At 41.8% G+C, this 12,234-nt stretch carries 13 protein-coding genes; 11 read left to right on the top strand and 2 right to left on the bottom strand.

Translation table 11 applies throughout. The features are described from left to right. The first annotated feature begins 10 nt into the window (after positions 1 to 10). Both FHS45_RS10455 and copZ read left to right on the top strand, forming a co-directional pair. The gene (locus FHS45_RS10455) at positions 11 to 2,395 is read left to right on the top strand and encodes a heavy metal translocating P-type ATPase (RefSeq protein WP_181949519.1); all 2,385 of its coding nucleotides are present in this window, start codon (positions 11 to 13) and stop codon (positions 2,393 to 2,395) included. A 31-nt stretch (positions 2,396 to 2,426) separates the two neighbouring features. Then, complete coding sequence (gene copZ, locus FHS45_RS10460) at positions 2,427 to 2,633, top strand: copper chaperone CopZ (protein WP_062440962.1); 207 nt, start codon at positions 2,427 to 2,429, stop codon at positions 2,631 to 2,633. A gap of 155 nt (positions 2,634 to 2,788) precedes the next feature. Here copZ and FHS45_RS10465 read toward each other — a convergent pair whose 3' ends face one another. Together FHS45_RS10465 and FHS45_RS10470 are read right to left on the bottom strand one after the other, a co-directional pair. Next, on the bottom strand, positions 2,789 to 3,115 hold the full coding sequence (locus FHS45_RS10465) for a spore coat protein (protein ID WP_062440958.1): 327 nt from the start codon (positions 3,113 to 3,115) through the stop codon (positions 2,789 to 2,791). A gap of 17 nt (positions 3,116 to 3,132) precedes the next feature. Continuing rightward, positions 3,133 to 3,390 (bottom strand): hypothetical protein, encoded by a 258-nt coding sequence (locus FHS45_RS10470; protein ID WP_062440957.1) that lies wholly within the window; start codon positions 3,388 to 3,390, stop codon positions 3,133 to 3,135. Positions 3,391 to 3,625: 235 nt separating this feature from the next. Here FHS45_RS10470 and FHS45_RS10475 point away from each other — a divergent pair, with 235 nt between their 5' ends. From FHS45_RS10475 to FHS45_RS10515, 9 genes are all read left to right on the top strand, one after another. Further along, complete coding sequence (locus FHS45_RS10475) at positions 3,626 to 4,543, top strand: proline dehydrogenase family protein (RefSeq protein WP_062440955.1); 918 nt, start codon at positions 3,626 to 3,628, stop codon at positions 4,541 to 4,543. 226 nt (positions 4,544 to 4,769) lie between these two features. Then, positions 4,770 to 7,169 carry a 3-hydroxyacyl-CoA dehydrogenase/enoyl-CoA hydratase family protein gene (locus FHS45_RS10480; RefSeq protein WP_062440954.1) on the top strand — a complete coding sequence of 800 codons (2,400 nt, stop codon included), beginning with the start codon at positions 4,770 to 4,772 and terminating at the stop codon, positions 7,167 to 7,169. A gap of 32 nt (positions 7,170 to 7,201) precedes the next feature. Beyond that, positions 7,202 to 8,377, top strand: coding sequence for an acetyl-CoA C-acetyltransferase (locus FHS45_RS10485; protein WP_062440951.1), 1,176 nt, complete (start codon positions 7,202 to 7,204; stop codon positions 8,375 to 8,377). A 15-nt stretch (positions 8,378 to 8,392) separates the two neighbouring features. After that, the gene (locus FHS45_RS10490; protein ID WP_062440949.1) at positions 8,393 to 10,174 is read left to right on the top strand and encodes an acyl-CoA dehydrogenase family protein; all 1,782 of its coding nucleotides are present in this window, start codon (positions 8,393 to 8,395) and stop codon (positions 10,172 to 10,174) included. A 200-nt stretch (positions 10,175 to 10,374) separates the two neighbouring features. After that, the gene (locus FHS45_RS10495; protein ID WP_062440946.1) at positions 10,375 to 10,731 is read left to right on the top strand and encodes an arsenate reductase family protein; all 357 of its coding nucleotides are present in this window, start codon (positions 10,375 to 10,377) and stop codon (positions 10,729 to 10,731) included. Positions 10,732 to 10,830: 99 nt separating this feature from the next. Then, positions 10,831 to 11,214, top strand: coding sequence for a glycine cleavage system protein GcvH (gene gcvH / locus FHS45_RS10500; RefSeq protein WP_062440943.1), 384 nt, complete (start codon positions 10,831 to 10,833; stop codon positions 11,212 to 11,214). A gap of 43 nt (positions 11,215 to 11,257) precedes the next feature. Beyond that, positions 11,258 to 11,383 (top strand): DUF2553 family protein, encoded by a 126-nt coding sequence (locus FHS45_RS10505; RefSeq protein WP_148350003.1) that lies wholly within the window; start codon positions 11,258 to 11,260, stop codon positions 11,381 to 11,383. Positions 11,384 to 11,461: 78 nt separating this feature from the next. Then, on the top strand, positions 11,462 to 11,824 hold the full coding sequence (locus tag FHS45_RS10510; RefSeq protein ID WP_062440941.1) for a toprim domain-containing protein: 363 nt from the start codon (positions 11,462 to 11,464) through the stop codon (positions 11,822 to 11,824). Positions 11,825 to 11,836: 12 nt separating this feature from the next. After that, complete coding sequence (locus FHS45_RS10515; RefSeq protein WP_062440937.1) at positions 11,837 to 12,151, top strand: thioredoxin family protein; 315 nt, start codon at positions 11,837 to 11,839, stop codon at positions 12,149 to 12,151. The last annotated feature ends 83 nt before the right edge of the window (positions 12,152 to 12,234 follow it).

The following is a 12,234-nucleotide window of genomic DNA, read 5'->3' on the forward strand; positions in this document are numbered from 1 at the left end:
AAGGAGAGGTATGATGAGTGACAAAAAAAACCTTTCCGTCGATATTACGGGTATGACTTGTTCTGCCTGTTCTACGAGGATCGAGAAAGTATTGAACAAAATGGATGGTGTGGAAGCAAACGTCAATTTGACGATGGAGAATGCAAAAATCGCTTATGACCCGGAAAAAGTATCACCGGATGATGTTTCAGCACGTATCGAAAAGCTGGGTTACGGCGTAAAGACCGAAAAAGCCGAATTCGATATCACTGGTATGACTTGTTCCGCTTGTTCTGCACGTATCGAGAAAGTGTTAAATAAAACCGAAGGAATACATCAAGCTACGGTTAATTTGACCAATGAAACAGCTACAGTAGAGTATAGCGGGGATATTAATGAAAATGATATTATCGCTCGTATTCAGAAACTAGGCTATGATGCTACATTACGGGCGGAACGTGAGGAAAGGGCTTCTCAAAAGGAAGAGGAATTAAAGAAAAAACGCATGAAGCTTTATATCTCTGCTATTTTATCCTTGCCATTGCTGCTTACGATGTTTGATCATTTGCTTGGACTGCCGGTACCGCATCTCTTGATGAATCCATGGTTTCAGTTTGCGTTAGCTACACCAGTACAATTCATCATCGGCTGGCAGTTCTATGTGGGTGCTTATAAAAGCCTACGGAATAAGAGCGCCAATATGGATGTACTGGTTGCATTGGGAACGAGCGCCGCTTATTTTTATAGTCTGGCTGAAGCATTTCGTACACTTGGAAACCCAGGGATGGAGCCTCATTTATATTTTGAGACAAGTGCCATCCTCATTACGTTGATTCTGGTAGGGAAGTATTTTGAAGCAGTTGCCAAGGGGAGAACGACGGCGGCTATATCGAGTTTACTGAATTTGCAAGCGAAAGAAGCGACTGTTCTACGGAATGGGGAAGAAGTAAAAGTTCCGCTGGAAGAAGTTTCGGCGGGAGATGTTCTTATAGTAAAACCTGGCGAAAAAATTCCTGTGGATGGAGAAATCATCAAAGGTAATTCCTCTGTAGATGAATCGATGATAACAGGAGAATCTATTCCGGTAGAAAAAGAGCCTGGGGATCAATTGATTGGGGCTACGATCAATAAAAATGGTCATATTCAGATGAAAGCAACAAAGGTTGGGAAAGACACAGCCCTTGCAGGCATTATAAAAGTTGTCGAAGAAGCACAGGGTTCAAAAGCGCCAATTCAAAGAATGGCCGATGTCATTTCAGGCTATTTTGTACCAATTGTAGTAGCTATTTCTATCATTACCTTCATTGTCTGGATGACGATTGTTTCTCCAGGTGAATTCACATCTGCATTAGTTGCTGCTATCGCTGTTTTGGTTATCGCATGTCCATGTGCCCTTGGCCTGGCGACACCTACTTCCATTATGGTCGGTACTGGTAAAGGTGCGGAACAAGGCATCTTATTCAAGGGTGGCGAGCACCTGGAAAATACCCACAAAATTGATACGGTAGTATTTGATAAAACGGGTACATTAACCAAAGGTACACCGGAAGTGACAAACTACGAAGGTACATCGGAAATACTGCAATTAGTTGCCAGTGCAGAAAAAAGTTCCGAACACCCTTTAGCGGATGCGATTGTCACATACGCCGAACAAAAAGGTGTGGAGCTGATGGAACCTAGCAGCTTTGAAGCGGTACCAGGTCATGGTATTAAAGCTGTGTTAGGTGGGAAAGAAGTACAAATCGGCACAAGGAAGTTAATTCGTCAGTTGAATGTGGAATATGAATCATATGAAGTAACAATGGAAAAATGGGAAAATGAAGGGAAAACAGCTATGCTTATTGCAGTTGATCATAAGGTTGAAGGTATTATTGCTGTGGCTGACACGATTAAAGAATCTGCACCGGAAGCGTTGCGTCAATTAAAAGAAGCAGACATTGAATTAGTGATGCTGACAGGTGATAATGAAAGGACTGCTCAGGCAATTGCTAAACAGCTGGGAATCGATCGTGTCATTGCGGAAGTTGTTCCGGAAGAAAAAGCGGAACGGGTAAAAGAAATACAGCTGCAAGACAAAAAAGTAGCAATGGTCGGGGACGGAATCAACGATGCACCTGCCCTGGCTATTGCCGATGTAGGAATTGCGATAGGAACTGGAACAGATGTGGCAATTGAAGCTGCTGACCTGACGATTTTGGGAGGCGAATTAACATTAATTCCAAAAGCCGTGCAATTAAGTCAAAAGACGATGAAAAATATTCGACAGAATCTATTCTGGGCACTTGCTTATAATTCGGCCGGAATTCCCATTGCGGCAGCTGGTTTGCTGGCGCCATGGATAGCAGGCGCAGCTATGGCATTCAGTTCTGTAAGTGTTGTGTCTAACTCTCTTCGATTGAAGCGAGTTAAATTATAAATCACAGTTTAATGAGAAAGGATGTTCATGTATGGAAATGACTTTAGAAGTAAATGGAATGACTTGCGGGCATTGTGAAAAGGCGGTCAAAGGAGCCTTAGAAGAATTGGAAGGTGTCCACGGTGTTGAAGTTCATTTAGATGCAGGGAAAGTAGATATCAAATATGACGAGGCTTTTGTAACGAAAGAAAAAATGAAAGACGCAATTGAAGACCAAGGTTATGATGTCGTCGGATAAAGGCAGTTAACAGATGAAAAGCTATCTTAAAAGGGATGCCCTTTCAAGATAGCTTTTTTTACACTTTAAGAAAGATTAACTTTGTTAAAGGATTAAAGTATAAGAAAAACTAGGCTTTCGCCATAAGGCCTTGGCGACAAGCCTAGTTTTTCTAATCACTGATAAGGTAATTGGTTTTTATATCCGCTGAATTGCTGGTAGGATTGCTGCAATTTTTGTTGATCAGCTTGCTCCATGGTGTACCAGCCTTTTTTGAACATGAGATTGAACATATCCCGCTGGCAGTCTTGTGTTTCTTTAAAAATAGCAGCAAGGTCGTTATAAAGATTTTGGTTACTTGCTTCATTCATAGCGATGTTGTAGGCATCCGTCATGTATTTTTCAGTGGTTAATTGATCATTTACGAAGTCACGCTCATTCATTTGTGGTGTTTTCGGTACGCTCGTTTCAGGGTTTTGAATCTTTTGGCTTTGTTGATTCATAATATACACCCTCCTTGTTAATTGATTGGTTGTGATTGATTATTCAAGTGCTCTAGAATTTTGTTATAGTGTCTCTGATGCATTTGGCCAGCTTGCTCCAAAGCGGCTTGCAGCTCGGGATCTTGACATTGCTGGGCAAAGAAATGGGCCTTTTTGCAGGCATTCAAATTCCAGGAAAGCATGTCTGTAATATAAAGCTGGTCTTTTCCGCTTACCATATTAGGCGGCTGTGCCATCGGCTGGGCTTGTTGCATACCAGGCTGTTGTGGTTGCATATGATGACCTCCTTAAGATTTATCAGGTTTATTTTGTCCTATTAGCCATTTCCTATTAAGAAAGGGGCGAATTTCGATGTTTTTTAACATAATTTTATGTTTCGTCCGTTTCTTTGATTATTTTTGCTAAATAATACCCACATTCTATTAAAAATGATAAAATGTAAATGTGATAGCGATTACATGTTGTGATTTTCACATAATTAGATAAAAGTTTGGTGTAGGGGGATGCATCATGGAACAGTTGTTACGTAACTTCTTTCTGTTTTTATCCAAAAATAAATTCTTCACTAAGTTAGCTAAAAAATACGGATTGAGGTTTGGGGCAGGGCGTTTTGTAGCTGGGGAAACGATACCTGACGCCGTTCAGACAATCCGAAAGCTAAATGAAAACGGCATGTCGGTAACTATAGATCATTTAGGAGAATTCATTGACAGCGAAGCTGAAGCAAGACAAGCAGCAGATGAATGTATAGAAGCGATTAAGGCTATTTCAAAAAATAACCTTAATTCCCAATTATCTTTAAAGATGACGTCCATGGGGCTGGATATCTCTCATGATCTTGTAATGGATAACATGAGACGGATTTTACAGGCAGGTAAAGAGTATGGGGTATTTGTAACAATTGATATGGAGGATTTCGAGCGCTGTCAAAAGACTATAGATATCTTCAAGGAGCTCCGTGAAGAGTTTGACAATGTGGGTACGGTATTGCAGGCTTATTTGTACCGCACTGCAGAAGACATAAAAGATCTTGATCAATACAACCCTAATTTACGCCTGGTCAAGGGAGCTTATAAAGAATCACCAAAGGTAGCCTTTCCTGAAAAGAAGGACGTAGATGAAAATTTCAAAGAAATTATAAAAATACACTTATTGAACGGAAATTATACGGCAGTGGCTACCCACGACGATGCTATGATTGACTACACCAAACAATTAGTGAAAGAGCATAACATTCCTAATGATCAATTCGAATTTCAGATGCTATATGGGATTCGGGTGGAGCGGCAGGAAGACTTAGTGAAGGAAGGCTATAATATGCGTGTGTATGTACCTTATGGTAACGACTGGTACGGTTATTTCATGCGCCGTCTGGCAGAACGTCCGGCTAACGTAGCATTTGTGTTGAAGGGTGTTCTGAAAAAATAAAAATGTCACAGGCAGGAGGAGGAAACGGGGTTTCTTCCTCTTTATTTATGGCACCAGTGATTCGGTTGTACCACTATAAAAGAAAAATTTTCCTAAGTTATACAAAAACGATTGCGAAATATCTGAAAATATTTTATAGTAAGAATAGATGTTGATAGGTGACTATCTTATTTTTTTAGCTTCAAAATGAATGAGTATTCATTCAAAAGGGATAGGGGGAAAAGAAATGAATCGCAAAATCAAGCGCGCCGCCGTATTGGGCTCTGGAGTGATGGGGGCCGGTATTGCTGCCCACTTGGCCAATATTGGAATCCCGACACTAATGTTGGATATTGTGCCTCGTGAATTGACGGATAAAGAAAAGAAGCAGGGCTTATCATTAGAAGATTCTAGTGTTCGTAATCGGATTGCAGCCATGAATAAGCAGGGATTGTTAAAGCAGAAACCTTCCCCATTAACAAGAAGACAGAACCTGGATATGATACAGGTCGGGAATATGGAAGATGATATGGACAAATTGGCAGATGTAGATTGGGTTATTGAAGTTGTTGTTGAAAATCTGGAGATCAAGAAAAAGGTCTATGAAAAAGTAGATACACATCGAAAGCCTGGGTCGATTATCAGTTCCAATACATCCGGTATATCGATTGAAGCAATGGCTGAAGGCCGTTCGGAAGATTTCCAAAAACACTTCCTTGGCACGCATTTCTTCAATCCGCCTAGATATTTAAAATTATTAGAAGTGATACCAACTCGACATACCGACTCGGATATAGTTGTTTTCATGAAAAAATTTGGCGAAGACATTCTCGGCAAAGGTGTTGTGGAAGCAAAGGATACACCGAATTTTATTGCTAATCGGATCGGAACTTACGGGTTGCTTGTAACTGTGAGGGAAATGCTTGATCAGGGTTTCAGTGTAGGGGAAGTTGATTCTGTAACCGGACCAATGATCGGCCGGCCAAAGAGTGCTACCTTCCGTACCCTGGATGTAGTTGGTCTTGATACGTTTATCCATGTAGCGAATAACGTTTACGAGCAAGTTGATGGAGAAGAAAAGAAAGTGTTTGAAGTGCCAGGCTTTATGAAACAAATGCAGGAAAAAGGCTGGCTGGGATCTAAAAGTGGGCAAGGATTTTTCCTTAAGAAAAAAGGGGAAAAAGGAAGCGAAATATACGAGTTGAATCCAGAAACACTCGAATATGAAGAACGAAAGAAATTAAAAACCAAGGCCACGGAGTTGGCAAAGCAAGAAAAAGGGACAAAAAGAAAATTAAAAGCTCTTGTTTCAGCAAAAGGGGACCGTGCTGGTGATTTGATTTGGTCGATAGTAGCTCCAGTACTGGTTTATTCAGCAGAACTACTCGGTGACATAGCCGATGATATTCCTTCGATTGATGAAGCTATGCGATGGGGTTTCGGCTGGGAGCTGGGTCCATTTGAAATGTGGGATGCTATCGGCGTGGAGAAATCAGTTGATCGTATGAAAGAAGAAGGCATAACCGTCCCGGCATGGGTAGATGAGATGCTCACCTCTGGAAGTGACTCCTTTTATAAAAAGGAAAATGGAAACGTTTTCTACTATGCGGACGGCAATTACCAGCAAAAAGAATTCAATCAAAAAGAGATTAACCTCAAGCGTCTGAAGGAGACAAAGGATGTCATCAAAAAGAATGCTGGTGCCAGCCTGATTGATCTTGGGGATGGGGTGGCTGGTCTCGAATTCCATTCTCAAAGCAATGCTATCGGTTTGGATATTATACAGATGATCAATGATGCGATTGAAGAGGTGGATAAGAACTTTGAAGGTCTAGTGATCGGTAATCAAGGAAAAAACTTCTGTGTCGGCGCAAACTTAGGCATGATGTTGATGGAGGCCCAAGATTATAATTTCTTTGAAATTGAATTTGTCGTCAGGAAATTCCAGGATGCGATGATGAATATTAAATACTCAGATAAACCAGTAGTTACGGCACCATTTGGTATGACGTTAGGCGGAGGAGCAGAGGTTTGCCTGCCATCGAGTGCAATCCAGGCATCACAGGAGACTTATATGGGGCTTGTTGAAGCGGGAGTGGGACTTATTCCTGGTGGAGGAGGAAACAAAGAACTTTACTTGAAACATTTACGCAATATTCCACAAGGCGTAGATATCGACCTGCAAAAGGTAGCCAACGCTGTTTTTGAGAAGATTGCCATGGCCAAGGTTTCTACATCAGGTGAAGAAGCAAGGGAGAACGGCTTCTTTGATCAACAGGACGCCATCAGTGTCAATGGGGATCACTTGCTTCATGATGCGAAGCAAAAGGTTTTAGGGCTTGCTCATTCCGGATATCGTGCCCCTAAACGTACCAAGTTTCCAGTTGTAGGTGAACAAGGTTACGCAACCATGATGCTTGGAGCAAAATCACTTGGTTATGGAGGGTACGCTTCGGAACACGACTTGAAAATCGCAGAAAAATTGGCATTCGTCTTAGCAGGCGGCCGTTTGAAAGAAGGAACGCTTGTAGATGAGCAATATTTGCTCGATCTGGAGAGGGAAGCCTTCCTAAGCCTTATCGGTGAACCTAAGACTCAGCAGCGTATGCAACATATGCTTTTGAAAGGCAAACCTTTAAGAAACTAGGGACAGGAATCCAACCAAAGGGGGAAGGTAATGTGAAAGAAGCTGTAATAGTCGCAGGTGCTCGAACGCCTGTGGGAAAAGCGAAAAAAGGAACGCTTGCTAACACAAGGCCGGATGATTTGGCGGCCTTAACCATAAAAGAAACATTGAAACGCGCAGGAAATTATGAAGGCGAAATTGACGATGTCATTATCGGGTGTGCTATTCCGGAAGCAGAGCAGGGGATGAATATGGCGCGCAATATCGGTGCGCTGGCAGAATTGTCTCATACAATCCCAGGGATAACGATTAACCGGTATTGTTCCTCAGGTTTACAAAGTATCGCCAATGCATCGGAAAGAATAATGCTAGGCCAGAGTGGTTCCATTATTGCAGGAGGGGCCGAATCGATGAGCATGGTTCCTGTTCCCGGTCATGTCATCAAGCCGAATATAGAAATTGTAGAAAATGCACCTGGATACTATATGTCTATGGGACACACGGCGGAAGAGGTAGCGACCCGTTTTGATATCTCAAGAGAAGATCAAGATGCTTTTGCCGTGGAAAGTCACAGAAGAGCAGCTGCTGCAATAGAAGCTGGAAGATTCGAGGATGAAATTGTCCAGGTGGAAGTTACCGAGCGACAGTTGGGAGCGGATAATAAGGTAAAAGAAACTACAAGACTATTTACACAGGATGAGGGCGTGCGTCCAGGAACAACGCAGGAAGTACTGGCTAAATTAAAGCCTGCATTTTCTGTTACAGGTACAGTTACGGCAGGAAACTCATCACAAATGAGTGATGGAGCCGCTTCCGTTTTAGTTATGGATAAGGAGAAAGCAGAAGCGGAAGGACTTAAACCTTTGCTTAAATTCCGATCCTTTGCAGTAGCTGGTGTAGAGCCGGAAATCATGGGAGTAGGTCCAATCGCTGCGATTCCTAAAGCTCTGAAATTAGCTGGTCTGCAGCAATCCGATATTGGATTGTTTGAACTTAATGAAGCTTTTGCTTCCCAAGCATTACGGGTTATCCGTGAACTGGGGCTTAATATGGATAAAGTCAATGTTAATGGCGGGGCAATTGCATTAGGCCATCCGCTGGGCTGCTCTGGTACTAAGCTGACGCTTACATTAATGCATGAGATGAAGCGTCGTAATGAACAATTTGGTGTCGTGACCATGTGTATTGGCGGAGGAATGGGTGCTGCTGGAGTGTTCGAATTATTATAAGGGGAGGAATATAAAATGAGTGAAACAAAGGAAAAAATGTTCAAGGGCGGCGGATTTCTAATCGAGGATGTAGCAGCAGAGGATGTTATTACACCCGAGGACTTTTCGGATGAACATTTAATGATCGCGAAAACCACAGAAGATTTTGTGCTTGGAGAAGTAGTCCCCAAAATAGATAAACTGGAAAACCATGAATTCGAACACTCTGTCGATTTGCTGAAAAAAGCTGGTGAGCTGGGGCTGTTAGGGGTAGATGTCCCGGAAGAGTATGGCGGTCTCGGATTGGATAAAATCAGTTCATCCTTGATTACTGAAAAGTTTTCCCGGGCAGGCGGATTTTCTGTAACACACGGAGCGCACGTAGGCATTGGTTCTCTTCCTATTGTATTTTTTGGTAATGAAGAACAAAAGCAAAAATATTTGCCGAAGCTTGCGACAGGTGAACTGATTGCAGCATACGCTTTAACCGAACCAGGATCCGGATCCGATGCTTTAGGTGCGAAGACTACTGCTAAAATAAATGAAGCTGGAACCCATTATGTATTGAATGGCGAAAAACAATGGATTACAAACTCTGCTTTTGCAGATGTTTTCGTCGTATACGCCAAAATTGATGGAGATAAATTCACGGCATTCATTGTAGAAAGAGATTATCCAGGTGTATCCACGGGCACGGAAGAAAAGAAAATGGGGATCAAAAGCTCTTCCACTCGAACGTTAGTGCTGGAAGATGCAGAGGTGCCGGTTGAGAATGTGTTGGGGGACATCGGACGCGGGCATATTATCGCCTTTAATATTCTGAATGTCGGCCGTTATAAATTAGCTATTGGAGGCGTCGGCGGCTCTAAACGTGCTATTGAACTTGCCGTTAAATATGCCAATGAGCGTAAGCAGTTCCAGACTCCTATTTCCAGCTTTTCGCTAATCCAGGAAAAACTCGCTTCCATGGCTGTAAATACCTACGCCAATGAAAGCTCTGTCTATCGTACAGTCGGGCTTTTTGAACAAAGCATGGGTAAACTTACGGATGAACAATTGAAAGATGGTAAAGAAGTGGCAAAGGTCATTGCTGAATATGCGATTGAATGTTCATTAAATAAAGTATTCTGTACAGAATTGCTGGACTTTACAGCGGATGAAGCAGTGCAAATCCATGGAGGCTACGGATTCATGCAGGAGTATGAAGTAGAGCGTATCTACCGCGATTCCAGAATCAACCGGATTTTTGAAGGAACGAATGAAATCAACCGGATGATTGTGCCAGGAACTTTGTTGAAAAAAGCAATGAAAGGCGAACTGCCATTATTGCAAAAGGCCCAGTCCCTGCAAGAAGAATTAATGATGATGATGCCGGAAGATCCGGGTACAGAGCCACTAGAGCAAGAAAAGTATTTGGTGAAAAATGCGAAAAAAATAGCTCTTGTGGCAGCTGGGCTTGCTGCTCAAAAATACGGAGAGAAATTAGAAAAAGAACAAGAACTTCTTGTTAATATCGCGGATATCGTCGCTGAAATCTATAACATGGAATCAGCAGTACTTCGAACGGAGAAAGCAATGAATAAATCTCCTGAAAAAGCTCAGCAAAAGTTACTCTACACACAAGTTTATGCCCAGGAAGCATTCAACCGTATTGAAGCTCATGCAAAAGAAACGTTAATTGCATCTGAATCGGGCGATACACTTCGTATGATGTTGGGAGCATTGAAGAAATTGACACGCCATACTCCTTCCAATGTCATTGCTAAGAAACGTGAGATTGCTGCCAATCTGATAAAAGAAGAAAAATATATCGTATAAAGATAGCTAACAGGGGGTCACACGTACGGATAAAGCAAGGCCGGTTCATCGGGAAAGTGAACCGGCCTTGTTTTTTTGGGAGAAGTGGCAACCTTCATGGAGAAATGAAAAAATTGGAGTTGCTTCCACTGTTTGATGAAATGTTTTATCACATTGTGATAGAATAAAAGCATGGTAAATAATAAGGGGGGAAAGAGCCAATGGCAGTAACCTTTTATTGGTACCCACAATGTGGAACATGCAAAAAAGCCAAGAAATGGATGGATGAAAATGGTGTCGAGTATGAGCCAGTTCATATAGTTGAACATCCACCAACAGAGTCCCAACTTGAGGACTACATAACGGAAAGCGGTCTTCCTGCTAAAAAGTTTTTTAATACCAGCGGCAAGAAATATCGCGAACTTGGTATGAAGGACAAGCTTAAGGAAGCCAATGAGTCTGAAATGATAAAGTGGTTAGCTTCCGATGGAATGCTGATCAAACGGCCAATCGTAACAAATGGAAAAGATGTGACCGTAGGTTTTAAAGAAGCTGATTTCGAGAATACTTGGAAATAATGCTTCTAAAAATGAGCAAATCACTGGCATAATAATTAGAAAGCTTTTATGTTAGTAATGCAGCTTATTTATAATAATTATAATTTGGAGGGGTTAGTCATGAGTTTGCCAAAAGAATTAAGTTATTCCGAAGAGCACGAATGGGTAAAAGTTGAAGGAGAAAAGGTTCGTATTGGTATTACAGACTTTGCACAATCTGAGCTTGGCGACATCGTATTCGTGGAATTACCAGAAGTAGGCGACGAGCTTGAAGCAGATGAGCCGTTCGGCAGTGTAGAATCTGTGAAGACTGTTTCTGAGCTTTATGCTCCTATCAGCGGTAAAGTCGTTGAAATTAATGAGGAATTGGAAGACTCTCCGGAATTCGTTAACGAATCTCCTTATGAAAAAGCATGGATGGTTATTGTCGAGCCTTCTGATAAGTCAGAAATGGACGAACTGATGACAGCTGAACAATATGAAGAAATGATTACAGAAGACTAATTTTTTCTTCAGTGGACACCCTATGAACAAGGGGTGACCTTATATGAATCAATCTAAAAAAAGTGCCGATACTACTGGCAGACAGCGCCAGCGTAAAACCAAAACTGCAAAACAAGAGGCGCCGAAAGTCCGTCGATATGTAGATTGTGATGATGGCGGCTGGTGTTGAATAAACGTTAGATACCCACAGACCATGCTATCATACAGCATGGTCTGTTTTACTAAATGAACTGGGTGGGATCCCGATATGAACGATCAAAACCACGTCCCCATTTTAATTGTAGAGGGGATTACAGATAAAAAACATATAAAGAAGATATTGGATAATCACAATCAGGTAGAAATATTATGTACGCATGGTACGCTCGGGGTAGAACGGATGGAGGAAATGATTCTCGACTATAACCTTGATGATCGCATAGTCTATATTCTTGTGGATGAGGATGATTCAGGTCATAAGTTGAGGAAACAATTAACACATGAACTGCCGCATGCGGAACATATATATGTCGATAAAGCTTATCGGGAAGTAGCAACAACTCCTGAACCGGAACTGGCTCGAGCACTATTAAGCCAACATTTTCACGTTAAACCAATATACCTGATATAAAAGGTGGGTACGATGGAAGTATTAGAGCTGACAACAGAAAAAGATTTTATTGACAGTGATAGGAAGGCCATGATTTTCATTCATAGTCCATTTTGTGGAACATGCCGCATGGCCAGGAAAATGCTTGATACGATTGAGTCGTTATGGCAGCAGCACCTATTTTTTGAACTGAATGCATCGTTACATCCTGGTTTTATGCAGGAAAATCAAGTGGAAAGCGTACCTTGCTTATTAGTTGTATCTAAGGGCAGGGTCAAGGATAAGATTTACGCTTTTCATTCCGTTCCTTATATGCAGAGGATCGTGTCTAAACACGTCAATTCCTAACATTATTTCCCGAGAAATAATGTTAGGGGTAAGCTTTGGTCTAATTTAAGAGTTTAATTTCAATTTAAACAAAGCAGAAAGCC

Origin of the sequence: Thalassobacillus devorans (assembly GCF_011761345.1) — a bacterium.
In the GTDB taxonomy this organism is placed as follows: domain Bacteria; phylum Bacillota; class Bacilli; order Bacillales; family Halobacillaceae; genus Thalassobacillus; species Thalassobacillus devorans.

Excerpts from the sequence above, each read along its gene's own strand:
- FHS45_RS10465 (WP_062440958.1), bottom strand. The coding sequence starts at position 3,115 with ATGAATCAACAAAGCCAAAAGATTCAAAACCCTGAAACGAGCGTACCG.
- FHS45_RS10495 (WP_062440946.1), top strand. The coding sequence starts at position 10,375 with ATGGCAGTAACCTTTTATTGGTACCCACAATGTGGAACATGCAAAAAA.
- FHS45_RS10455 (WP_181949519.1), top strand. The coding sequence starts at position 11 with ATGATGAGTGACAAAAAAAACCTTTCCGTCGATATTACGGGTATGACT.
- gcvH (WP_062440943.1), top strand. The coding sequence starts at position 10,831 with ATGAGTTTGCCAAAAGAATTAAGTTATTCCGAAGAGCACGAATGGGTA.
- FHS45_RS10480 (WP_062440954.1), top strand. The coding sequence starts at position 4,770 with ATGAATCGCAAAATCAAGCGCGCCGCCGTATTGGGCTCTGGAGTGATG.
- FHS45_RS10490 (WP_062440949.1), top strand. The coding sequence starts at position 8,393 with ATGAGTGAAACAAAGGAAAAAATGTTCAAGGGCGGCGGATTTCTAATC.
- FHS45_RS10470 (WP_062440957.1), bottom strand. The coding sequence starts at position 3,390 with ATGCAACCACAACAGCCTGGTATGCAACAAGCCCAGCCGATGGCACAG.
- FHS45_RS10475 (WP_062440955.1), top strand. The coding sequence starts at position 3,626 with ATGGAACAGTTGTTACGTAACTTCTTTCTGTTTTTATCCAAAAATAAA.
- FHS45_RS10505 (WP_148350003.1), top strand. The coding sequence starts at position 11,258 with ATGAATCAATCTAAAAAAAGTGCCGATACTACTGGCAGACAGCGCCAG.
- copZ (WP_062440962.1), top strand. The coding sequence starts at position 2,427 with ATGGAAATGACTTTAGAAGTAAATGGAATGACTTGCGGGCATTGTGAA.
- FHS45_RS10515 (WP_062440937.1), top strand. The coding sequence starts at position 11,837 with ATGGAAGTATTAGAGCTGACAACAGAAAAAGATTTTATTGACAGTGAT.
- FHS45_RS10510 (WP_062440941.1), top strand. The coding sequence starts at position 11,462 with ATGAACGATCAAAACCACGTCCCCATTTTAATTGTAGAGGGGATTACA.